The sequence below is a fragment of the Ectopseudomonas toyotomiensis genome, from assembly GCF_017167985.1.
Lineage (GTDB): Bacteria > Pseudomonadota > Gammaproteobacteria > Pseudomonadales > Pseudomonadaceae > Aquipseudomonas > Aquipseudomonas toyotomiensis.
The window spans coordinates 2,457,924-2,481,026 of the sequence record NZ_CP070505.1 but is presented as its reverse complement, the minus strand read 5'-3'; the positions used below and the strand labels follow the sequence as shown (position 1 = coordinate 2,481,026).

The 23,103-nt window shown below is 63.5% G+C and carries 23 protein-coding genes; 7 read left to right on the top strand and 16 right to left on the bottom strand.

Features of this window, described 5'->3' with window-relative positions; all coding sequences use genetic code 11:
* Window positions 1-60: 60 nt before the first annotated feature.
* Window positions 61-1,032, bottom strand: a complete 972-nt coding sequence (locus tag JWV26_RS11445; protein WP_026041927.1) for a LysR substrate-binding domain-containing protein — start codon at window positions 1,030-1,032, stop codon at window positions 61-63.
* 186 nt (window positions 1,033-1,218) lie between these two features.
* Here JWV26_RS11445 and JWV26_RS11440 point away from each other — a divergent pair, with 186 nt between their 5' ends.
* The 4 genes from JWV26_RS11440 to JWV26_RS11425 all read left to right on the top strand — a co-directional run bounded on the left by JWV26_RS11440 (window position 1,219) and on the right by JWV26_RS11425 (window position 5,988).
* Entirely contained in the window at window positions 1,219-2,244 is a 1,026-nt protein-coding gene (locus JWV26_RS11440; RefSeq protein ID WP_196457478.1) for a TRAP transporter substrate-binding protein, read from the top strand.
* 69 nt (window positions 2,245-2,313) lie between these two features.
* Window positions 2,314-2,868 (top strand): TRAP transporter small permease subunit, encoded by a 555-nt coding sequence (locus JWV26_RS11435; RefSeq protein ID WP_013713416.1) that lies wholly within the window; start codon window positions 2,314-2,316, stop codon window positions 2,866-2,868.
* A gap of 15 nt (window positions 2,869-2,883) precedes the next feature.
* Complete coding sequence (locus JWV26_RS11430; RefSeq protein WP_206419089.1) at window positions 2,884-4,185, top strand: TRAP transporter large permease; 1,302 nt, start codon at window positions 2,884-2,886, stop codon at window positions 4,183-4,185.
* Window positions 4,186-4,251: 66 nt separating this feature from the next.
* Window positions 4,252-5,988 (top strand): IlvD/Edd family dehydratase, encoded by a 1,737-nt coding sequence (locus JWV26_RS11425; RefSeq protein ID WP_206419088.1) that lies wholly within the window; start codon window positions 4,252-4,254, stop codon window positions 5,986-5,988.
* 177 nt (window positions 5,989-6,165) lie between these two features.
* Here the strand turns inward: JWV26_RS11425 and JWV26_RS11420 are convergent, their stop codons facing one another.
* From JWV26_RS11420 to JWV26_RS11395, 6 genes are all read right to left on the bottom strand, one after another.
* On the bottom strand, window positions 6,166-7,371 hold the full coding sequence (locus tag JWV26_RS11420; RefSeq protein ID WP_206419087.1) for an alpha-hydroxy acid oxidase: 1,206 nt from the start codon (window positions 7,369-7,371) through the stop codon (window positions 6,166-6,168).
* A 132-nt stretch (window positions 7,372-7,503) separates the two neighbouring features.
* Window positions 7,504-8,352, bottom strand: coding sequence for a fumarylacetoacetate hydrolase family protein (locus tag JWV26_RS11415; RefSeq protein ID WP_206419086.1), 849 nt, complete (start codon window positions 8,350-8,352; stop codon window positions 7,504-7,506).
* On the bottom strand, window positions 8,349-9,266 hold the full coding sequence (locus tag JWV26_RS11410) for an NAD(P)-dependent oxidoreductase (RefSeq protein WP_206419085.1): 918 nt from the start codon (window positions 9,264-9,266) through the stop codon (window positions 8,349-8,351). The genes JWV26_RS11415 and JWV26_RS11410 overlap by 4 nt, the downstream gene beginning before the upstream one ends.
* A 63-nt stretch (window positions 9,267-9,329) precedes the next feature.
* Window positions 9,330-10,349: a TRAP transporter substrate-binding protein gene (locus JWV26_RS11405; protein WP_206419084.1), complete on the bottom strand. Its 1,020-nt coding sequence runs from the start codon at window positions 10,347-10,349 to the stop codon at window positions 9,330-9,332.
* Window positions 10,350-10,452: 103 nt separating this feature from the next.
* Window positions 10,453-11,730: a TRAP transporter large permease subunit gene (locus JWV26_RS11400; RefSeq protein WP_206419206.1), complete on the bottom strand. Its 1,278-nt coding sequence runs from the start codon at window positions 11,728-11,730 to the stop codon at window positions 10,453-10,455.
* A gap of 67 nt (window positions 11,731-11,797) precedes the next feature.
* Entirely contained in the window at window positions 11,798-12,301 is a 504-nt protein-coding gene (locus JWV26_RS11395) for a TRAP transporter small permease (protein WP_196457462.1), read from the bottom strand.
* 227 nt (window positions 12,302-12,528) lie between these two features.
* Here JWV26_RS11395 and JWV26_RS11390 point away from each other — a divergent pair, with 227 nt between their 5' ends.
* Window positions 12,529-14,064: a UxaA family hydrolase gene (locus tag JWV26_RS11390; RefSeq protein WP_206419083.1), complete on the top strand. Its 1,536-nt coding sequence runs from the start codon at window positions 12,529-12,531 to the stop codon at window positions 14,062-14,064.
* 153 nt (window positions 14,065-14,217) lie between these two features.
* On the opposite strand, the gene JWV26_RS11385 is transcribed toward JWV26_RS11390, so the two are convergent.
* Together JWV26_RS11385 and JWV26_RS11380 are read right to left on the bottom strand one after the other, a co-directional pair.
* Window positions 14,218-15,201 carry a GntR family transcriptional regulator gene (locus JWV26_RS11385; protein ID WP_206419082.1) on the bottom strand — a complete coding sequence of 328 codons (984 nt, stop codon included), beginning with the start codon at window positions 15,199-15,201 and terminating at the stop codon, window positions 14,218-14,220.
* Between the two features lie 216 nt (window positions 15,202-15,417).
* The gene (locus JWV26_RS11380) at window positions 15,418-16,023 is read right to left on the bottom strand and encodes a glutathione S-transferase (RefSeq protein WP_072423609.1); all 606 of its coding nucleotides are present in this window, start codon (window positions 16,021-16,023) and stop codon (window positions 15,418-15,420) included.
* Between the two features lie 79 nt (window positions 16,024-16,102).
* Between JWV26_RS11380 and JWV26_RS11375 the strand changes: the two genes are divergently transcribed.
* A complete protein-coding gene (locus tag JWV26_RS11375; protein ID WP_072423610.1) occupies window positions 16,103-16,570 on the top strand; it encodes a MarR family winged helix-turn-helix transcriptional regulator in 468 nt (155 codons plus the stop codon).
* Window positions 16,571-16,576: 6 nt separating this feature from the next.
* Here JWV26_RS11375 and JWV26_RS11370 read toward each other — a convergent pair whose 3' ends face one another.
* The gene (locus JWV26_RS11370) at window positions 16,577-17,593 is read right to left on the bottom strand and encodes a zinc-dependent alcohol dehydrogenase (protein ID WP_206419081.1); all 1,017 of its coding nucleotides are present in this window, start codon (window positions 17,591-17,593) and stop codon (window positions 16,577-16,579) included.
* Window positions 17,590-18,042 (bottom strand): PaaI family thioesterase, encoded by a 453-nt coding sequence (locus JWV26_RS11365; protein ID WP_206419080.1) that lies wholly within the window; start codon window positions 18,040-18,042, stop codon window positions 17,590-17,592. Before JWV26_RS11365 ends, JWV26_RS11370 begins: the two co-directional genes overlap by 4 nt.
* Window positions 18,043-18,268: 226 nt before the next feature.
* Here JWV26_RS11365 and JWV26_RS11360 point away from each other — a divergent pair, with 226 nt between their 5' ends.
* Window positions 18,269-19,180, top strand: coding sequence for a LysR family transcriptional regulator (locus JWV26_RS11360; RefSeq protein WP_074915336.1), 912 nt, complete (start codon window positions 18,269-18,271; stop codon window positions 19,178-19,180).
* 226 nt (window positions 19,181-19,406) lie between these two features.
* On the opposite strand, the gene madM is transcribed toward JWV26_RS11360, so the two are convergent.
* The 5 genes from madM to mdcE form a co-directional block, all read right to left on the bottom strand.
* Window positions 19,407-20,171, bottom strand: coding sequence for a malonate transporter subunit MadM (gene madM / locus JWV26_RS11355; RefSeq protein WP_072423614.1), 765 nt, complete (start codon window positions 20,169-20,171; stop codon window positions 19,407-19,409).
* A 5-nt stretch (window positions 20,172-20,176) separates the two neighbouring features.
* The gene (gene madL, locus JWV26_RS11350) at window positions 20,177-20,578 is read right to left on the bottom strand and encodes a malonate transporter subunit MadL (protein ID WP_072423615.1); all 402 of its coding nucleotides are present in this window, start codon (window positions 20,576-20,578) and stop codon (window positions 20,177-20,179) included.
* A gap of 60 nt (window positions 20,579-20,638) precedes the next feature.
* Window positions 20,639-21,565, bottom strand: coding sequence for a malonate decarboxylase subunit epsilon (gene mdcH / locus JWV26_RS11345; protein ID WP_072423616.1), 927 nt, complete (start codon window positions 21,563-21,565; stop codon window positions 20,639-20,641).
* On the bottom strand, window positions 21,562-22,197 hold the full coding sequence (locus JWV26_RS11340) for a malonate decarboxylase holo-ACP synthase (protein ID WP_206419079.1): 636 nt from the start codon (window positions 22,195-22,197) through the stop codon (window positions 21,562-21,564). The genes mdcH and JWV26_RS11340 overlap by 4 nt, the downstream gene beginning before the upstream one ends.
* 98 nt (window positions 22,198-22,295) lie before the next feature.
* Entirely contained in the window at window positions 22,296-23,102 is an 807-nt protein-coding gene (gene mdcE, locus JWV26_RS11335; protein ID WP_074915342.1) for a biotin-independent malonate decarboxylase subunit gamma, read from the bottom strand.
* Window position 23,103: the final 1 nt, after the last annotated feature.

Here is a 23,103-nt window from a genome sequence, read left to right as displayed (position 1 = left end):
GCTCAGCTCTCGTCCCGGAAATCCCCCCGGCACGCCCACTATGGACAGTGGACGAGCAATTCAGACTGCCGACCGCTCCACCGTCGGCAACAGCTGCGCGCTCTCGCGCAACAGCGCCAGCACGCTCCTGGCAGCAGGAGACAGCAGCTCCTCGTTCTTGGTGATGATGCCGTAGGCCATCAGGTTGCGATTGAGGTCTTCCTCTATTCCGGCATCCAGTTCGGCGATCGCCAGCATGCCGTAGCGTGCGTAGTGCGCCACCACTTCGCGCGGCAGCACGGTCAGCATGTCGTTCTGCTCCAGCAGCGTGGTCACCATCAACAGGTTTTCGGCATTCACCACCTTGCTCGGCGGGTACATACCGACGTGCTGGAAGAGAGCATCGAACTCATGCCGCAGTACACTACCGGACGGCGGCAGCACCCAATCGGCAGCGTGCAGGTCCTCGCGCGACAGTACATGGTTGATCAGTCCTGCCCGCGCACAGACGCACAGTGGTTCCTTGTACAGGGGCTCGAAACACATGCCGGTCTGGGCACTGTCGGCAAAGAACCGCGCAACCAGGAAATCCAGCTCGCCATCGTTGAGGATCGCCATCAGATCGAGGCTCGACCCGGTACGAATACTCAACTCCAGATTCGGATGGCTCTGTTTGACTCGTCGCGTCAGCTCCGGAAGCAGCTCGGCACAGGGGGTGAGGATGGTGCCGATGCGCACATGCCCGCGTTGCCCACCGCGCATCGCACAGACTTCATCGAAGGCATCCTCGAGGCTGGTCTGGATTCTCCGTGCATGACGGATCATCGCCTCGCCATAGAGCGTCGGCACCACGCCACGGGCATGTCGCTCGAACAGCGCTACTTCCAGGCCATCCTCGAGCTCCTTGAGCAGCTTGGAGATGGCCGGCTGGGAGATCCCCAGGCCTTCGGCGGCACGATTTAGGTTGCCGGTATCACCCAGCGCCACCAACAGGGGAATGTGCCGGCTCTTCAGCCGGGCCCGGACAAACCAACTGCTATTGAGAGGTTTCATAAAGAATCAGGTATATCCATTTGGATATGTAGAAGGCGCAATTACATATTTGTTGATGATCCCTCGTCTGTCTACTCTCTACCCTCAGAATTACAGATGTCGCACTGCCCGTCTGTTTTCTGCCGAGGCTCTATCGCGGGCCTATGCGCTAGAAAATGCCCTTATAAAAATAACCGGAGAGGCACCATGAAACTCACTGCAACCCCTTACCGCCTAGGCAAGGGCCTCGCTGCCCTGGCTTTGATCCTGAGTTCGACCAGCGCACTGGCGAAAGAGGAATGGAAGTTCCAGATCAACGTCAATGCCGGCGATGACGAATTCCGCATCGCCCAGGAATGGGCCAAGAGCGTCGGCGAAAAGACCAACGGCGAAATCCTCATCGAGGTGATGCCAACCGGCACCATCGTTGGCAACAACGAGACCCTGGACGCCGTCGGCGCCGGCATCATCCAGGGCCACATCACCGACCCCGGCTACTTCTCCGGCAAGAATCCGGCCTTCGCCGTCTACGGCAACATGGTCGGTGCCTGGAGCGATACCTCGACTTTCCTCGATTACATGCGCAACGGCGGTGAGGACGGTTACAACCGCCTGGTCGAGCCCTACAACGTGCACTTGATCCGCGCTGGTGCCGTCGGCGTCGAGTCGCTGATCACCAAGCGGCGCATCGAAAAACTCGACGATTTCAAGGGCCTCAAGGTCCGGGCCCCGGAAGGCATGGTCTCGAACGCCTTCAAGCTGATCGGCGCAGCACCGGTGAACCTGCCGACCTCCGAGGTCTACACGGCACTGGAAAAGGGCGTGATCGATGCCGCCGACTACACCGTGTTCGCCACCAACTATCAGCAGGGCTACCACAAGTACGCTCCTTTCGCGATTTACCCCGGCTTCCATTCGATGCCGATGAAGGACATCTCCATCAACAAGGCCACCTGGGATGGGCTCAGCGACGAGCAGAAGCGCATTCTCGAAGAGTCGGTGGACGCATTCACCGCCCAACTGATCGGAGACCTGCAGACCAAGGACGAAGAGCAGGTGGCAATCGCCAAGCAGAAAGGCGACGTGACCCTGACCACGCTCCCCGCCGAAGAGCTGAAGAAATTCCGCCAGATTGCCCGCGCCGAGTGGAGCGCCTGGCGTGACCGCAGCCCTGAGGCCAAGGAAGCCGTCGACTCGATCCAGGCCTACCTGCAGAGCAAAGGCCTGCTCTGACGCCCCTCTCCAAACCACACTCAGAGCACACAGCCCCGGCTACGGTCGGGGCTGACGAGGAGCTTTACAGTGAAACTGCCGCAATCACCGAGCGACGGTCCTCTTCCCGTCACAGAACCCGTACCTGGCCAGAACCGCTTCGACCAAATCATCCAGCGTATCGGTCAGGCTGTCGCCTGGCTGGTGTTCGTCGCCATGCTGGTCAGTGTTTATGAAGTGATCATGCGCTATGGATTCAATGCCCCCACAGAATGGGCTCACGAGACCACCATGTTCCTGGTCGCGACCATCTTCGCCCTGGGCGGGCCTTATGCGCTGGCGACCAACAGGCATATCCAGATTCGCATCCTGCTCGACCGCCTTTCGCCGCAAAAGCGCTCCTGGCTGGATCTGCTGAACCTGGTCCTGGGCATCCTCTTCTGCCTGGCCATCGGCTACGCCGCCTGGGTTCTGGCTTTCAACGCCACCCATGCACCGGACGGCAGCTGGCGCCTGGAAACCTCAGGCTCCTCCTGGAACCCGCCGCTACCCGCCTTCATCAAGATCATCATCCTGGTCTCGATTGCCCTCATGGCGCTGCAGCAGGTCGTACGCATCAGCCAGCACTGGCGCAAGAACCCATGACCCCGGAATCGCGCCATGAGCATTGAAATCGCAACTTATCTGATCATTTTTGCCATCTTCGGCCTGCTGATACTGGGCCTGCCCCTGGCCTATGTCACCGGCCTGGTAGCGGCGATCTTTACCCTGGGCTGGTTCGGCCCGATGGCCGTGCCCCTGGTCGCCAGTCGCATGTTCGGCTTCATCACCGAATACTCCCTGGTCGCCGTTCCCATGTTCGTTTTCATGGCGGGGTTGCTCGACCGCTCCGGCCTGGCCCGGGACCTGTTCAACTCGATGCGTTTCTTCGCGGGCCGCCTGCCCGGCGGGGTCGCGGTACAAACGTTGGTCGTGGCGTTCTTCCTGGCCGCCATCTCCGGAATCATCGGCGGTGAGATCGTCCTGCTAGGCCTGCTGGCACTGCCGCAGATGCTGCGCCTGGGTTACGACAAACGCATCGCCATCGGCGTCGTGTGCGCGGGTGGCTCGCTCGGCACCATGGTGCCGCCATCGATCGTGCTGATCATCTACGGCCTGATCGCCAGCGTCTCGATCGCCGACCTGTTCAAGGCTGCGGTAGTACCGGCGTTTCTGCTGATGGGTTGCTACATGATCTACGTGGTGGTGATGTGTACGCGCTATCCGCAGATGGGCGGTGCCAATCTCGAACAGGATAGTCATACCCCACGCCTCACGGTCGCCGAGGCCTTAAGCGGCATGTTCTACCCGGTGGCCATTGCCGGTCTGGTACTCGGCAGCATCTACGGCGGCATCGCCTCGGTCACCGAGGCCGCAGCCATGGGTGCGCTGGGCGTACTGCTTGCGGTGATCGTGCGCGGTGAGTTCACCGTCAAATTGCTTCAGGGCAGCCTGACCCAAACGCTGGAAACCTGCGGGATGATCGTCTGGATAGGCATCGGTGCAGCCTGCCTGGTTGGGGTCTACAACCTGATGGGTGGCAACCGCTTCGTCTCCTCGGCCATCACCGGCCTGGATGTAGCGCCCTTCGTCATCATCCTGGTGATGATGCTGATTTTCCTGGTGCTGGGCATGATCCTCGACTGGATCGGCATCGCCATGCTTTGCCTGCCGATCTTCGTGCCGATTGTCGTGCAACTCGGCTACGACCCGGTGTGGTTCGGCATCCTCTTCGCCGTGAGCATGCAGGTGTCGTACATCTCGCCCCCCTTCGGCCCGGCGGCCTTCTACCTGAAAAGCGTGGCCCCACCGGACATCAGCCTCACCGACATCTTCAGGTCGATGGTGCCGTTCATCTTCATCCAGCTGTTCGTCCTCGGCCTGTTGCTTTACATGCCGGCGCTCTCGACCTGGCTGCTGTAACCCTCTCCCTTTTCGATCAACCCGAAAGGCCCTGAATGGCCTTTCGCACCCTGGCAGGTTTTTCTCATGACAGACAAACGCCCCCTCCGCTCCGCCCAGTGGTTCGGCAGCGCCGACAAGAATGGCTTCATGTACCGCAGCTGGATGAAGAACCAGGGCATTCCGGACCATGAATTTCAGGGCAAGCCGATCATCGGCATCTGCAATACCTGGTCCGAACTGACCCCCTGCAATGCCCACTTCCGCAAGATCGCCGAGCACGTCAAACAGGGCGTACTCGAAGCCGGTGGCTACCCTCTGGAGTTCCCGGTGTTCTCCAACGGGGAGTCGAACCTGCGCCCGACCGCCATGCTGACCCGCAACCTGGCCAGCATGGATGTCGAAGAAGCGATCCGGGGCAACCCGATAGATGCCGTGGTCCTGCTGACCGGCTGCGACAAGACCACGCCGGCCCTGTTGATGGGTGCAGCGAGCTGCGACGTCCCGGCCATCGTCGTAACCGGCGGCCCCATGCTCAATGGCAAGCATCAGGGCAAGGACATCGGCTCCGGCACGGTGGTCTGGCAGCTCAGCGAAGAGGTCAAGGCCGGCAAGATCTCGATCCATGATTTCATGGCCGCCGAGGCAGGCATGTCGCGCTCGGCGGGCACCTGCAACACCATGGGCACGGCCTCGACCATGGCCTGCATGGCTGAAGCCCTGGGCACCTCGCTGCCGCACAACGCGGCCATTCCCGCAGTCGACTCGCGACGCTATGTGCTGGCTCACCTGTCGGGCATGCGCATCGTCGAAATGGTCCATGAAGACCTGCGCCTGTCGAAGATTCTGACTCGCGAAGCATTCGAGAACGCGATCCGACTCAATGCTGCAATCGGTGGCTCGACCAACGCGGTGATCCACCTCAAGGCCATCGCCGGGCGCATGGGCGTCGAGCTGGAGCTGGACGACTGGACCCGTGTGGGGCGTGGCACGCCGACCATCGTCGACCTGCAGCCTTCCGGCCGCTTCCTGATGGAGGAGTTCTACTACGCCGGCGGCCTGCCTGCCGTCATTCGCCGACTCGGCGAGAACGGCCTGCTGCCCAACCCGCAGGCGCTGACGGCCAATGGCAAGAACCTGTGGGAGAACTGCAAGGATGCACCGATCTATGGCGACGATGACGTGATCCGTCAGCTCGACAATCCATTGCGCGCCGATGGCGGTATCTGTGTGCTGCGCGGCAACCTAGCGCCCAAGGGAGCGGTGCTGAAACCCTCGGCAGCGAGCCCGGAACTGATGCAACACCGCGGCCGCGCGGTGGTCTTCGAGGACTTCGACGACTACAAAGCGCGGATCAATGACCCGCAACTGGACGTCGATGAAACCTGCGTTCTGGTCATGAAGAACTGCGGCCCCAAGGGTTATCCGGGCATGGCGGAAGTCGGCAACATGGGCCTACCACCCAAGGTTCTGGCCAAGGGCATCACCGACATGGTGCGTATCTCCGACGCCCGCATGAGCGGAACCGCCTATGGCACCGTGGTGCTGCACGTAGCCCCGGAGGCTGCGGCTGGAGGTCCATTGGCGGTGGTACGCAACGGTGACTTCATCGAGCTCGATTGCGCCAACGGGCGTCTGCATCTGGACATCCCCGAAGCGGAATTGCAGGCGCGCCTGGCGGCCTGGCAACAACCACAGGGCCTGCTCTGGGACGGTGGCTACCACCGCCTCTACGTCGACCATGTGCTGCAGGCCGACGAAGGCTGCGATTTCGACTTTCTGGTTGGCTGCCGCGGCTCCGCCGTGCCGCGACATTCGCACTGAGTCGATCCGGCCTCGACACAAGCGAGGCACGTGCAACCCCGGCCCCGCGAAAGTAGGGTCGGGGAAAACTCCCGTCTATGCAGACATGAAGAAGGGCGCCTCGGCGCCCTTCTTCATGTTGGCAATAAAAAACCGCCTCGTACCGCAATCGTGGGGAAGTACGAGACGGAGGGAAAACTAGGCGCGCATACGTTCGGCCAGCGCACGCCAGTGCGGCGCGTGGATCAGGTCGGGGGTCAGTTCCTCCAGGCTGCTGCAGCCGAGCAGGCCCAGGGTGCGATCCAGTTCTGTACGCAGAATCTCGAGCGCGTGCACAGCGCCTGGGCCCTTGCCCGCGGCCAGGCCGTATAGGCCGGCGCGACCGATCAGTACGCCGCTGGCACCCAGCAGCAGGGCCTTGGCGATGTCGCTGCCACGACGGAAACCACCATCGAGGAAAATCTCCATCCGTCCCTGGTTGATGCGCGCCACCTCAGGCAGCGTCTCCAGCGCCGATACCGCACCATCGAGCTGGCGCCCGCCGTGGTTGGACAGCACCACACCGTCGACGCCGTACTGCAGCGCCAGGCGCGCGTCATCCGGATGGATCATGCCCTTGACGATCAGCTTGCCGGGCCAGATGTCTCGCAACCAGGCGATATCGTCCCAGCTCAGGGTCGGGTCGAGTTCGGCGGCCAGTGCGCTGGCGGCGCCCTTCACCGAGTCCTTGCCGGGCGGCAGCAGGCCGCCGAGGTTCTTGAAACGCGGTACGCCATCGGGCACCAGCACGTCCCAGATCCACTCGGGGTGACACAACACATCGAGGCGGTTGCGCAGGTCCAGCTGCAGCGGTTTGGCGTAGTTGCGCTTGTCCCACTCGCGATTGCCGAAGATGGCGCTGTCGGTGGTCACCACGATGGCTTCCAGGTTCAGCCGTTTCACCCGCTCGACCAGTTTGGCCACGTGATCGCGGGTGCGGTACAGGTAGATCTGCATCCAGGCACGCACGCCGTCGACTGCGGCGATGTCCTCGATGGAAGTGGTCGAAGCATTGCTCAGCACGAAGGGAATGCCGGCATCCGCAGCGGCGCGCGCCAGGTGCAGGTCGCCGTCGCGCGTCAGCAGACCGTTGAAACCGGTGGGCCCGACCATGAACGGCAATTGCGAGGCGCGGCCGAAGAAACTGCGCTCCAGGCTGCGCTGACCGACGTCACGCAAGGTGCGCGGTTGCAGGGTCACGCTCTCGAAGATCGTGCGGTTGCGATTGAGGGTGAACTCATCGTCCGCCCCGCCTTCGACGTACTCGAAGGAAAAGTTGGGCAGGCGGCGGCGGGCCATCTCACGTAGTTCTTCGATGTTCTGCGCACGACGAAAATCGCGCCCCGGATACAGGCGTCGTTGCATGATTGGTTCTCTACAGGTGCGAACAAGAGTTATCGAGGGAATGCCTATGCTCTGGGGGACGCCCTTACGGACGCTTCACCCCTCTCCCCCAGCCCCTCTCCCGCATGCGGGAGAGGGGAGCAAAGGGCAGCCTCAACGCTGCCAGGCAACTACTTCCTGACATTGCTCACCAAGCCCACTGATGCTCAGACGCATGCGGTCACCGGGCTTGAGAAATTGCGGCGGCTTCATGCCCGCGCCCACGCCCGGTGGCGTGCCGGTGCAGATCACGTCGCCCGGGTTGAGCGTCATGAACTGGCTGATGTAGCTGACGATTTCGTCGATGGAGAAGATCATCGTGCGGGTGTTGCCGTTCTGCCGGGTCTCGCCATTCACGCTCAGGTGCATGTCGAGATTGCGCAGGTCGGTGATTTCGTCAGGCGTCACCAGCCAGGGACCGATGGGAGCGAAGGTGTCGCAGCCCTTGCCCTTGTCCCAGGTGCCGCCCCTTTCGAGCTGGTAGGCACGCTCGGACACGTCGTTGACGATGCAGTAGCCGGCGACATGCTCCAGCGCCTGCTCACACTCGACGTACTGCGCCTTGCGCCCGATGACGATGCCCAGCTCCACTTCCCAGTCGGTCTTTTCCGAGCCACGCGGAATGATCACGGCGTCGTTGGGACCACAGATGGCGCTGGTCGCCTTCATGAACAGCACCGGTTCACTGGGCACCGGCAGGTTGGATTCCTTGGCATGGTCGGCGTAGTTCAGCCCGACGCAGATCAGCTTGCCGATATTGGCGATGGGCGTACCGATGCGCACGCCGTCCTCGACCTTCGGCAGGCTGGTCGGATCAAGCGCGCGCAGTTCGTCGAGCGCCTTGGGGTCAAGCACCCGCGGGCTGATGTCGAGCACGTGCAGCGACAGGTCGCGCAGGCTGCCATCGGCCGCGACCAGAGCCGGTTTTTCCTGGCCCGGCGGGCCGTAACGCAGCAGTTTCATACCTTGTCCTCCTGACGGGCGCTGACCCGTACACCATTGATTTCGCCCAGCACGTCGAACAGGCGCGGTACGTACTTGTCGCCGTGGCCGAGCACCTTGGCCAGCATGAAGGTCTGGTACACCGCGTCGGAAACGATGCCGGTGGTCGGCGTCAGCTTGGTCAGCTCGGTGTAATAGCGCATGTCCTTCTCGCAGTTGGCCAGGGCGAACTGCTGCCCGGAGTCATCGCCGTGCAGGACGTAGGGGATGATCCGCTCGAAGGTGCGGCTGTAGCCGCCGCTCATGCTGCAGATCTCGGCGAATGCGGCCAGGTCGATGCCATTCTTCGCCGCCGTGCAGAACGCCTCGGCGAGGATGGTGGCGTTGCCCTGGGAGATGAAGTTGTGGACCACCTTGGCCTTGTGGCCCGAGCCCAGCGGGCCGAGGTGATGGATGGTCTCGGAGAAGCACTCGAGCACCGGACGCACCTTGTCGAGCACCTCGGCATCACCGCCGGCGAGCACGTTGAGGCGCCCGGCCTGGGCATCCTTGGGCGTGCGATTGACCGGTGTGTCGAGGTAATGCCCACCGCCAGCGGTCACCTGGGCAGCCAGCTCGGCGGTGCGATTCGGGTCGCCCGTGCTGCAATCGACGACGATCTGTCCAGGGCGCAGACCGGCGAGGATGCCGGTATCGCCAGCCAGAATGCGGCTGACTTCGGCACTGCCGGGCAGGCACAGCAGCACTACATCGACGGCGCGGGTCAGCTCGGCGGCATTGGCATATTCACGGGCGCCCTTGCTGACCAGGTCTTCGACTGGTTGGCGGTTGCGGTGCGCCATCACCCCCAGGGCGAAACCCCGTTTCTGGATGTTGGCGGCCATGGCGTGGCCCATCAATCCGAGGCCGATGAAACCGACATTGATAGCGGTCATGAGCGTTTCTACCTTGCGTGCAGGCGCAGCGGCCGTCGGACGACGGCCAACTGCAGGAGGGGATTACTGGGCGTTGCGGACCTTGACGATCTCGGCATTCATTTCGACCATCAGCTCAGGGCCATACTCGGCCACCAGCTTCTCGACGGTCGGACGCACCTGCTCACGCATGCGCTCGATCTCCGCCGGAGCGACCTCGTTGATCTGCATGCCGTGCTTGGCCAGCGCTTCGCGCGAACTCACGGCCATCTCGCGGGACACCTTGCGCTCGTATGCCTGGGCCTCCAGCGAGGCGCTGCGCACCAGCTCACGCTCGGTCTCGTTGAGCTTGTCCCAGGTGCGCTTGCTGAAGATCGCGACCAGCGGATCGTAGAAGTGGCCGGTCAGCGACAGGTACTTCTGCACTTCGTAGAACTTCGAGGTCTCGATCGCCGCCAGCGGGTTTTCCTGGCCATCCACGGTGCGGGTTTCCATCGCGGTGTACAGCTCGGTGAACGACAGCGGTACAACGCTGGCGCCCAGCGCGCGGAAAGACTCGATGGCGGTGGGTATCTGCTGCAGGCGCAGTTTCAGACCCTTGAGGTCCTCGACCTTCTCGACCGGATGCTTGCTGTTGGTGACGTGGCGGAAGCCATGGTCCCAGTAGCCCAGACCGATGATGCCGTGCGGCTCCAGGGTGGTGAGCAGGTTCTGTCCGGCCGGACCATCGAGCACCGCATCGACTTCTTCGGTGTCCTGGAACAGGAACGGCAGGCCATACAGGGCAAAGCCCTTCTCGATGCCGGACAGCAGGCCCGGGGTGACCAGCGTCATGTCGACCGTGCCGCCTTGTACAGAGGAAATCACCTGAGCATCACCACCCAGGGTGCCGCTGGCGAACACCATCACCTTCATCTTGCCGCCGCTCTTTTCCTTGATGATCTCGGCGAACTTCTGCGCGCCCAGACCATGTGGGTGGTCCTTGGCCTGCACGAAGGCGATCTTGAAGTTGTGACGGTTGATTTCCTCGGCGTGCACCGCCGCCGACAGCAGCATCGCGGTTGAGCACAGCAGTGCAGTCAGCGCTTTGGGGATGAATTTCATGACTATGTCCTCTTGTTTTTATGTGTGCCGTTTCCGGCATGGATGTGGGCGGAAGAAGCCCTGGGTAGCGGCCGTCAGGGAACGGCCGCTACGCAATCTGGGGTCAGTACAGCCACTGCGCAGGGACCAGCAGTAGCTGCGGGAACAGCAGCAGCAGGCCGATGATCACCAGCTCTGCCAGCAGGAACGGCATCACGCCGCGCGCCGTGGCCAGAAAATCGATCTTGGAAACGCCGGCCACCACGTTCAGCACCAGACCGACTGGCGGGGTGATGAGGCCGATGGCGCAGGTCATGACGAAGATCACGCCGAAGTACACCGGATCGATGCCCGCCTGGACCGCGACCGGCATCATCACCGGCGCCAGGATCAGGATGATCGGCGACATGTCCATGGCCATGCCGATCACCACGATGATCGCCACGATCAGCAGCATCAGCAGGCGCGGGCTGTCCATCAGCGGCTCGAGCACCTCGACCACCGAGCTCGGCAGGTCGGCGACCGTGATCATCCAGGCCGCGACCATCGCCGAGGCCACCAGGAACATCACCATGGAGGTGGTCAGCACCGAGGACAGCAGCACCTGGTACATGCTCCTCCAGGTCAGCTCGCGATAGATCGCCAGCGATACGAACAGCGCATACACCGCCGCCACCACGCCGGCCTCGGTCGGGGTGAAGATGCCGGCACGCAGCCCGACCAGAATGATCACCGGCAGCAGCAACGCCCATACGCCTTCATAGAAGGCCTTGAGGATCTCTTTCAGCGGCGCGCGCGGACGGGTGATCAGGGTTTCGCGATTCGAGACCAGGTACCAGGCGACGCACAGCGACAGCCCCATCATCAGACCCGGTGCGATACCGGCCAGGAACAACTTGGTGATCGAGACGTTGGCGGCCACGCCGAACAGGATCAGGCCGATGGACGGCGGCAGCACCGGTGCGATGATCCCCGAAGCGGCTACCAGGCCGGCCGAGGTGGCGCGGTCATGTCCGACCTTGACCATCATCGGCACCAGCAGCGCGGCGAGTGCGGCAGCATCGGCGGCAGCCGAGCCAGACAGGCTGGCCAGCACGCAGGCCGCCAGGATGGTCACGTAACCGAGGCCACCCTTGATGTGCCCGACCAGCGCGACAGCCATGTTGACAATGCGCTTGGACAGGCCGCCGGCGTTCATCAGCTCGCCGGCCAGCATGAAGAAGGGCACGGCCATAAGCGGAAAGCTGTCCGCTCCGTTGACCAGCCCCTGGGCGACGATCTGCGCATCGAACAGGTCCAGGTGATACATCATGGCCAGTGCACAGAGGATCAGCGCATAGGAAATCGGTACGCCAATCGCCATGGCGCCCAGCAGGGAAAATACGAAAATCGCGATGATGATCATCTCATCACTCCGTTCTTGTTATGTGGAGCGCACCGCCCGTGGCAGGTGCAGGCCAGCGGGCGTGTTACTGATGAATCTCGGTGGCGATTTCCGGACGATGGATTTCACCGCCCATGGCCAACCGCGCGATCTCGTAGATGTGAATGGCGCAGGCCGACAAGCCGAAGAACACGCCCGTACCATAGAACAGGCCCATCGACCAGCCGGTGACCGGTGACGGCATGCTCCAGTTGATCTGCACCTGCTGCCAGCTGCCCCAGAAGAACAACCCCGAACAGGCCAGCATCAGCAGCTGCGAAAGGATCAGGCAGCCTCTCTCACCCCAGCCCGGCAGGGCTCGCAGGGCCAGGTCGACGCCCATGTGGCCACGTTCACGCAGCAGGATCACCGCGCCCAGAAAGGTCAGCCAGACGAAGGCCCAGCGCGAGACTTCCTCGGACACCAGGATGCTGTCGTTGAAGGCATAGCGCAGCACGACGTTGCCGAACACCAGCACCACCATGGTGATCAGACAGATGATTCCGAGCACCTTGAGCAGGGTGAAGTAACCCTCGATGAGCTTATGCATGACGCGCGCCCCATCGACGGAAGGCGGGGAAAACCGGACAGGGAAACGGCTGATTGCCGACGTGCCCCGAGAGATGGCAACGGTCCATCAGGAAGGCCTCACATTGTTGTTTTTGTGGCTGCCGAGCAGCTGTGTGGCGATGACACTAACATCGTAAATTATTGCGCGCAATGTTCATTTTTGTCAGTATCCTGGCCAGACGATCACAACAACAACGAGAACGCGCCATGCAACTCATCACCAATAGCCCGACCGTGGTTATCCTCAGCGATCAAGATTCCGTGGCCGTCGCACGCCGCGCCCTGGCTCGCGGCAGCCGTGTCGAGAGCCTTGGCCTGGAGGCCCAGGACGATATCCCCGCCGGGCACAAGATTGCCCGCCGCGCCATCGCCGCCGGCGAAGCCGTGCTCAAGTACGGTCAGGTCATCGGCCTGGCCAGCCAGGCCATCGCCGCCGGCGCCCACGTACATACCCACAACGTGTCGATGCCGGAAAGCCACACCAACAGCACGCTGCCGCCCCCCATCACTCGCACCCCGGTACTGCCGCCGGAGCAGCGTCGCCGCTTCATGGGCTACCGCCGGCCGGATGGCCGCGTCGGCACGCGCAACTACATCGGCATCCTGTCCACGGTGAACTGCTCGGCAACCGTGTCGCGCGCAGTCGCCGCGCACTTCAACGGCTCGGAGTTGCTCAAGCGCTACAACATCGACGGCGTGGTGGCGCTGACTCATGGCAGCGGCTGTGCGATCAATACCGAATCGGAGGGCTTCAAATTTCTCGAGCGCAGCATCTGGGGCTACGCCTGCAACCCGAATATCGCCGGCGCCCTGGTGATCGGCCTGGGTTGCGAGACCAACCAGATTTCCTCGCTGATGAAACGCTACAACATCAGCGAAGGGCCGAACTTCCGTGTCTTCAACATCCAGAACGCCGGCGGCACCCGCGCCAGCATCCAGCGCGCCATCGAGCAGGTGACCGACATGCTGGAAGCCATCGGTCGCCTGGAGCGCACCTCGGAGAGCGTCGAACACATCATGGTCGGCATGCAGTGCGGCGGTTCCGACGGCTACTCGGGCATCACTGCCAACCCGGCGCTCGGCTACGCCGCCGACCTGTTGGCCCGCAACGGCGGCACTGCGATCCTCAGCGAGACCCCGGAAATCTATGGCGCCGAGCACCTGCTGATCGCCCGCGCAATCAGTCATGAGGTCGCGCAGAAACTGCTCGACCGCCTGAGCTGGTGGGAGCACTACACGCATATCAACGGAGCCGAGCTGAACAACAACCCCTCGCCCGGCAACAAGGCCGGCGGCCTGACCACCATTCTGGAGAAATCCCTGGGCGCTGCGGCCAAGGGCGGTACCAGCTCGCTCAACGGCGTGTATGAGTGGGGTGAACCGATCACCGAGCGCGGCTTCGTGTTCATGGACAGCCCCGGCTACGACCCGGTCTCGGTGACCGGCCAGGTAGCCTCTGGCGCCAACATGATCTGCTTCACCACCGGTCGTGGTTCGGTGTCCGGCTTCAAACCCGCGCCGTGCATCAAGCTGGCGACCAACACCGAGATGTATCGCAAGCTGGAAGAAGACATGGACATCAACTGCGGCGGCATCGTCGATGGCGAGCTGAGCATCGCCGAAGCCGGGCAGAAGATCTTCGACATCCTCATCGAAATCGCCTCGGGCGAGCCCTCCAAGAGCGAACTGTACAACTACGGCGACAACGAGTTCGTACCCTGGCAGGTGGGCGCGGTGACCTGATCACCGGCGCCTCTACTGGGCGCTGCTGAATCAGCCTGTGGGAACGGATTTGTCCGCGAATGGGTCACCGCAGATCCAGGCCTGCCGGTGTCTTGGCCTCAAGTCCGCTCCCACGAGGAAAGAGTGTTGCGCTGCCTGCCCGCGCAACGCAGCCTAAGCCTCGATCCGCTCCAGATAAGGCACAGCCTGGATGACGTTCTGCTCGCGGAATTGCGCCAGGCGTTGCTTGACCTTGCGCTCGGCGATCACCAGGTGCGCTTCCATGCTCTGCGCTGCCAGATCAGGGCGACCGGCCTGCAGATTCTCGAAAATGATCAGGTGCTCGCGAAAGAAGGGTTCCTCATCCGGGAAGTAGCTCTTATCGAGCAGGATGTGCTTGCCCGAGAGCAACAGCGAATGGGTACGACGCAGAATCTGCAGCATCTGCCGGTTCGGGCAGCGGCCCAGGGTCTCGATGTGCAGGTCGCTTTCCAGGTCGTCGAACTGGCGACTGTCCATGTCCGGGTACATCGCCATCGCCTGATGCAAGCGCGCGATATAGCCTTCCAGTTGCTCGACCTCCAGGAACTCCGCAGCCCTCATCAACACGTACGGCTCCAGGCGGCGGCGCACTTCGTACAGCTCGCCGAGACGTTCCTCGTCCCACTGGCCGAGCTGCCAGCGCGAGCGCTCGTCGCGCTCAACCAGGCCCATCAACGACAGGCGTGTGAGCACCTGGCTTGAGACCGTGCGGCTGATACCGTAATGGCGTGACAGCTCCAACTCATTGATGCGGTAGGTGCCGAACAGCGACTGATGCAGCAGGTCGCGCTCGATCTGGTCATAGACCGCCTTCCAGCTTTCGGTCTTGCGCGGGGCTTGCGCCTCATCCGTTGCCAGTTGGAAGTCGGCGGCCTCCAGCTTGCGCCGCAACACCTCGCCGGGCTCGGCACCGACCAGATACCCGCGGCCATCGAAGGTGCAGATCAAACCGGCCTGGTGCAGATTGACCAGCGCCTGGCGCACGGGTGACCGGCTGACGCCGAACAGCTCCGCCAAGGGTCCCTCCAGCAACAAGGTGCCGGCTTTCAATCGCTTGCTCTTGATGCTCGTCGCGATGATTTCGAATAGCTGATCGTTGAGGTGTTTTTTCATCATTATTGTTTTCGAACTGGTCACCTTATCGGCGTTACGGGCACTCGTCCTGCGGCTCCACGGGTATGCGCGCAGCCTAAATTATGACTTTGCACGCAATGTACCTTAACACCACCATCCCATGGCCAGGAAAGACCTTGGAGTGTAACGGCTTGTCACCTCCACGGGATGGAACCCGCAGCTCGCGTTCGCAACATAAGCGTCAGGCCCGCACGACTCTCACACCGGCGCGCTGGCCAGCATGGAGGCGCGCTGGGCGAAGGTCTGCTGGAAGGCGGCCAGACCAGGATGAGCGGCGCGCCAGTCGAGGTCGGCGAAGCGGAAGTCCAGGTAGCCCAGCGCGCAGGCGACGCCGATCTGCCCCAGGTCGAGCGGGCCCTGTAGTCGTTCGACCTGGCGCTCCAGCTCCGCCAGGGAGCGCTGCACCTTGCCTAGCTGGCCATCCAGCCAGGCCGCCCACTGCAGCTCGGCCGGGCGCACACCGCGCTCGTAACGCGCGAGCAGGGCCGCGTCCATCAGGCCGTCGGCCAGTGCGGCCAGGCGCAGCACCTGCCAGCGCGCAGCACCGCTCGGCAGCAGCTTCGCCCCCGCGTGCAGGGTGTCGAGGTATTCGCAGATCACCCGGCTGTCGTACAGCACCTGGTCGTCATCGGTCAGCAGCACCGGTATCTTGCCCAACGGATTGAGGGCATTGACCCGTTCGTTGAGCGTGGTCGGCAGCACGGCGGTGTCGAGCAATTCGATTCGATCCAACAGGCCGGTTTCCGCGGCCAGCACGCGAACCTTGCGGGCGAAAGGTGAAGCAGCAGCGTAGATCAGTTGCATGTGCATGTTCCTGTGTCGTGTTGTGAGGGGCGGGTGCAGGCCTTAGGCTGTGCGTCACTTCAATCCGCGTGAATATCCCATGGTCATCGAGAAAAAGATCAATACGGCGTCCGTGAACCTGAAATCGCTGGACCCACTGGACCATAGCCTCGAGCTGCTGCACTTCGGTTTCCGCGGCCTGACGGTGGAGGCCGACCGTTTTCTCGAGGCGCGCGGGCTGTCCCGCGTGCACCACCGTATTCTGTATGTGATCGCCCGCGCCGATGCAATCAGCGTCGGTGAACTGGCCATCACCCTGGGCGTCAGTAATCAGGCGCTGCATCGTCCGCTGTCGCACCTGTTCGAGCAGGCGCTGGTGCAATACAGCCGCGAACCGGGCCGGCATCGCTTCAAGCTGCTGGCCCTGAGCGAGGCAGGCACGGCGCTGGAGGCCGAAGCCACCGAGCTGGAACGGCGCACCCTGCGCGACGCCTTCGCCACCACCGACGCCGACGGTCAGGACGCCTGGCGCCGGGTGATGCTGGCGCTTGCCGAGCATCTCAACTGAGCCGTCTCAGGTGATGCGCTCGCGCACCACGATGCACTTGGTCAGCGGCTGAATCAGCGCTTGCGGCGCATCCTCGCAGCCCACCACCTGCGGATTGACCAGCAACGGATCGCAACGGCCGCTGTGCACCAGATCCAGTACCTTGGGGATGTGCTGCTGCACGCTGCAGGCGCCGACCGAAAAGGTGACGTCACGCAGGTACATGTCGAACAGCGGAATCTTCGGATCGTCGAAGATGATGCCGATACACGAGCAATGCCCGCCAGGTGCCAGCGCCAACAGGCCACGGCGCAGCGCCTGATGATCACGGGTAGCGGAGATCACCAGGTCGTAGCTGCGATCGAGATCGCGCCCCGCCAGGTCGACACCCGCACCACTGCATGCGGCAAGCTGCTGGCGCAGTGGATGCTCATCGAGGTAATCCACGCTGGCCGCACCAGCGGCCCGCGCCATTTGCACGGCGAGCACGCCGAGGCTTTCCGTGCCGCCGACCACCAGCACACGGGCATCCTGCCGTGTGGCCAGCGGCCGGCTGGCGGCCACCCAGGCATCGGTGAGGTTGTCGCTGGCGCTGGACACGGCCACGGGGTCGAGCCCGGCAGGCAAGGGCACCAGCATGGCGTCGGCGAAGGGCACCTGCACCACCTCGGAGAACAGCCCGCCCCAGTGGCCACCCGCCGGTACGCCGTAGGCGGCCATGCGCGGTACTGTCGTGCAGGCGCTGGAGCGCCCGACCAGGCATTGAGCGCAACTGCCGCAGGCGATCTTCCAGGGCACTGACACCAGATCGCCACGGCGCAGGTTACGCACGGCCGACCCAACCTCCAGCACCTCGGCCACACATTCATGGCCCAGCGCGAACGGCGGTTTGAACGGTGTGGTGCCGGCGATCAGGCGTCTATCCAGATCACAGGAGGCCGAGGCGATGGGCCTGACCAACGCACTGGCTGGAGTAGCAAGTTGTGGATCGGGCGCCTCGACCCAGGCCAGTTGGCCGGGGCCCTGAACGATGAGTTCCTTCATGCCTTGGCCACTCCGATGACGAAGGTGGTAGTGGCCTTGGCGCACAGCTTGCCCTGCGCATCGAGGATGTGCGCGTCGCAGATCGCCAGGCTACGGGTGCGCTCGACCACCCAGCCGCGCACCTGATAGACCTCGCCGGGGCGCAGCGGACGCACGTACTTGACGTTGAGATCCACCGTCGAGTGCGGCACGTCCGCCTCCAGGGTGGAGAACAGCGCCAGCGCCGCGGCGCCGTCCAGGCAGGTGGCCGCGAAGCCGCCATGCACGGCGCCGGCTGGGTTCAGGTGACGCTGATCCGGGCGGCCCTCCAACACGATGCTGCCCGCCTCCACCTGCACCGCCTGGATGCCCATGGTCTCGCCGATGGAAGGCGCCGGCAGCTCGCCACGAATCAATGCTTGCAGGGCCTTCAGGCCGGAGGTCACGGGCAGTGAAGCGAAATCGTTCATGGCGGTACTCCTCGAACAGCAATGGCGCTTGGTGAAGGCGCTGGCCTTTACCAATGCGGGACTGCTTCTACGGTAGTGCCTGCGCGGCAATCATATCAACACTATTGAAATGACAAACAAGGGGGCATTCCAGACATCGCCGCCTGCAACCAAAGTCGCACCGAGCGATCACCGCTGACCGGCGTGGATGCGGCACAATGGCTCATCGCGTCTCGGGAAATGCACGATGCTGATCGATGAAGAACTGACTCTGAAAAAGCTGGAGGTCTTTCTCGCCTTCATGCGCAGCGGCAACCTGGCGCGTGCCGCCAGCGAGCTGCAGACCAGCAACGTCAGTGTGCACCGCGCCATCCATTCGCTGGAAAGCGCGCTGCGCTGCCCGCTGTTCAAGCATGAAGGGCGCAACCTGATCCCGCTAGAGAGCGCCTACGTGCTGGAAGAAAAGGCGCAGAAGCTGATCCAGGACGCCCAGGAGATGGTACGTCTGACCCGCGAAGCGGCGGGTTTCGGCGCCGAGCGTTTCAAACTCGGTGCGCTCTACTCGCTGACCGTGAAGACCGTGCCGCAACTGATCATGGGCCTGAAGCTGCGCCGTAGCGAGCTGAACATCGACCTGGTGCTCGGCTCCAACGTCGACCTGCTGTACAAGCTGAAGAACATGGAGCTGGACGCCATCCTCATTGCCCTCGACGACAGCGTCAGCGATCCGGATTGCGAGCAGCTGGCGCTGTTCTCCGACGACATTTTCCTCGCCGCACCGAACGACTCGCCCTTCGCCGATCACGCCGAGGTGGACCTGGCCGCTCTGCGCGATTCGACCTTCATCACTCTGACCCAGGGCTACGCCACCTTCCGCGACGGCGAACGGGTGTTCAAGCAGGCCGGCTTCGAGCCCAAGGTGGCGATGCAGGTGAAAGACATCTTCACCCTGCTCAGCATGGTCAGTTCGGGCGTCGGTTATGCCCTGCTACCGGGACGCGTGGCGGCGGTGTACGAGAACCGCGTGAAGCTGATCCCGCTGCAGGCCAAGTATCACCTGCAGCAGCATATCGGCGTGGTCTTTCTCAAGGCCAAGGAGCGCGACCCGAACCTGCTGGCGTTGCTGGCCGAATGCCGGATGTATAGCCGGCAGTCTTAGAACCTGTTCACGATCTGCTGCGCGTCGGCCCTACTGCGTTAAAAACAGGCTCGGACTGCTCATTTACAGCTCGTAAACTCCACGTCCTCGCCTGTTTTTGCCTTGTATGGCTCTAGCTCGCGAGATCGTGAACAGGTTCTTAGTCGCAAGCGTCGCCGCTGAAGCGCCTCCCACAGGGCAGCGCGTTCAGCCCGAAGAAAAAGCCCGCCACAAGGGCGGGCAAAGGTCAGCCTAGAAGGCCTCGCATCAGAAAGTAGAGCAACGACGGGCCAAGCAGACAGCCCAGTGCGGTGTAGAACGCCGCTGTCAGACAGCCGTATGGCACCAGCTTGGGATCGGTTGCCGCCAGGCCGCCGGCCACGCCGCTGGAGGTGCCCATCAGGCCGCCGAAGATCACCGCGCTACGCGGGTTGTTCAGACCGATATAGGGCGCGATGAAGGGCGTCGCCACCATCACCAGAATCGCCTTGATCAGGCCGGCAGCAATCGACAGCGCCATTACGTCGGAGCTGGCGCCGATGGCTGCACCAGTTACCGGGCCGACGATGTAGGTCACCGCGCCGGTGCCGATGGTGGTCAGGCTGACCACATCGGTGTAACCAAAGGCCATGGCCACCCCGACACCCGCCACGAAGGAGGCGAAGACGCCGACGAACAGCGCCAGCACCCCGGCGAAACCGGCGCGCTTGAGTTCTTCGGTACTGACGCCAAAACCGGTGGCGACGATAGCGAAGTCACGCAGCATGGCACCGCCGAGCAGGCCGATGCCGGCGAACAGCGGGATATCCACCAGACCTTTCTGGCCGCCGGTGTAGGCACCGCCGATATAGGACAGCAGCAGGCCGAGCAGGATGGCGATAGCCGAGCCGTGCAGACGGCCCTTGGTGAATTTGTCGGAAATCCAGTACGACACCCACATGGTGATGCCGATGATGGCGAAGCCGCTGAGCAGGCTGTAGCCGGTAATGACCTTCATCAAAGATTCGTACATGGCAGTCACCGTGGCGCTTTGTTCAGGGAGGGGGCTACGTCGGGTTCAGGCTTCTTTTGCCCAATACGGCTCAGTGCGGGGACCAGCGCAAAACCGATAGCGACGGCAGCGGTGCCAGCAAGAATCGCCATTGGGCCGCCTTTGAGGGCACCGTAGACATTCTGCTGGGCGGCCATGGCAACCACGATGGGGATGTAGATGGCGCTCCAGAACTCCACGCCCTGTTCCGACTTGCCGGTGAACAGGCCGCGCTTTTTCAGGTAACTGCCGAGGAAGATCAGCAGAATCATGGCGATACCGACACCGCCAACGTTGGCGGGCACGCCGATGAGTTTGCCCAGCAGTTCACCGATGAAGATGCCTGCCAGGGTGCAGAACGCCAGGAAGGCGACACCGTAGATGATCATTGTTGTTGTCCTCGTTTCGTATCGAAGTTGTTGTTCTTGTGCTTCGGTAAACGCTACGGCTCAGCGGTCGCGGCTTACCTCCTGACGCAACATGGCGTCGAGTGTATCCAGACGTGCGCCCTCGAAGGCGATTGCCTGGCCGGCGTCGAAGACACGCCGGGCGAGCCCGGTCAGCACGCCGCCGGGTGGCAGTTCCAGGTGCAGGCGCACGCCGCGCTCATAGGCGGTGACGAGCGTGGCCTGCCAGTCGACAACGCGGCTCATGTTGTAAGCCAGGTCGTCGCGCAAGGTTCCGGGATCGCGGATCAGGCGCGCCGAGCTGCTGCTCAGGTAGCGCGCCTGGGGGGTACGCAGCTCGACGCCAGCGAAAGCCTCGGCCAACTCACGAGCCGGTGCATCGAGCAGTTCGCAGTGCGACGGCACGCTCATGGCCAGGCGTTTGGCCATGCCGGCGCCAAGGGTGCGAGCGCGCTCGGCCACGGCGGCCATGGCGGCATCGCTGCCAGCGATCACCAGTTGGGTTTCAGCGTTGATATTGCCCAGGTACACCGGGCCTTCGGCTTCGGCCAGCAGGCGTTCGACGCTGGCCTGGTCGAGGCCGAGAATGGCGGTCATGCCGTAGCCACTGGGATAGGCGCGCTGCATCAGCTCGCCACGCAAGGCGACCAGGCGTACGGCATCGGCAAACTCCAGCGCACCGGCCACCACCGCGGCAGCGTAGGCACCGATGGACAAGCCGGCGACATAGTCCGGGTGATGCCCGCGTTCGATCAGCAGGCGCGAGGCCGCCACGCCGGCAATCAACAGGCAGAGCTGCACGGCGCGGGTACTCTGCAGCGCCTCGGCCGAATCCAGCAGGCGTACGTCCTCATCCAGCGCAGCGCTGGCTTGCTCGATACAGACCCGCACCACCGGCGCATCGGGCAAGGCGTGGAGCATGCCGGGCTGCTGCGCGCCCTGGCCGGGGAAGACCCAGAGCGTGCTCATGCCGCCACCTGTTGCAACTGCCACGGGTCGCTGACCAGCAGCGGGCCGTTCTGGGTTTTCAGCAACACGCGTGGCGCCTCGCTGGCCCATTCGCGCAGCGCCACGGCGCCGTATGGGGTTTCCAGTTGCAGGTCGATACGGCCCGGCGCGTCATCCACCAGCACACACAACGTCCGCGCCTCGTCGCGCGGAAGCTGATGGGGCACACGTAGCGACAGGTCGAGATCGCTGTCAGGGTGCGCGGCGCTGATACCGCTGGCCAGCTCGAAGCCGAGGCTGCCGGTCACGCCCCAGGCCAGGCCGAGGGCATCGAGACGCGGCGCCAGCTGACTCAACGCGCGCAACGCCGGCCACTGCGGCTGAGCGTGGCTGCGCCAGCGCCCGGCCCTGGCCACCGCCTGCGGACTGACCAGACGGCTGATATCGCTCACATGTATCCAGGTGGCATGTCGCTGTTCACGCGCCGCGCCACGGATACCGACCGCGACCCAGCCGGGCTCAGCGGGAGCACGCCGCACCACCACCGGCACATGCCCGCCCAGGGCGGCACGAGCCCAGGCCGGCGTCTCCTGTGGCAGGTGCTCGGGGCGCAAGCCCCAGAGCAGATCATGTGGACGGGGGGTGTGAAGCATCAAATGATCCTCGGACGTAGGGTGCGCCGTGCGCACCGGGTTATCGAAGAAAGCTCTGGTGCGCATAGCGCACCCTACGGTGGCCGTGAGCGACCTGTTCACCACTGCGCGCGCAACGCCTCGCGCACCTGGCTGGAGGCCGCGCGATTGGCGGCGCCCAGACGGTTGCGCAGGTCGCGCGGGGCCTCGGCGATATCGGCCAATGTCCGGCTCAGGGCGTCTTTTACCCGCAACAGGTCGGCCGTCGTCGGCTGCGTCACCTGTTCCACATCGAGCACCTCAGAGAGCAGGCCAAGCGAGGCGTAGTTGTCCAGGTCATAGGCCATGGGCGGCACGCTGGCAGCCAGCGCCTCCAGCTCGTCGACGCTGCGCAGGGTGATACGCGCGGCAGCGGCCTTGCCCATGGCGTGCACCATCACCCCGGCGTCGCGCAGGGCGATCAGGCGGTTGGCCTGGTAGCCGTGCGCGAGGAAGGCGCCGGACATGGCCTTACCGACCAGCAAACCGACCACCGCATGGCCGGCCAGGCGAGCACGGGCATAGGCGTCCACCGCGCCGGCCAGCGCCTGATGAATGCCGTAGGCTTCCTCACGGCGACCATAGGCTTGGCTCGGCACATCGACGATGGCAATCAGCGCACGCTTGTGCAGGTTGTTGCGATCCGCCTCGATAGCGTCGTCCACGGCCTGGGCCAGGCCCCAGCCTTCGAGCAGGCCGACCTCGCCGTTGCGGGCGCGGGGGAAGGGGTTGTCGGCGTCAGCGATCACGACGATGTAACGCACCGCCTGGCCGGCTAGCTCGCAGTCGGCCACGCGCAGCGAGGCAGGCAAACCTTGCAGCGGTTGAGCAGCTCCGGTCAGGGCCTGAAACCAGTGCAGACCGCGTTGTTCCTGTGCAGTTGTCATG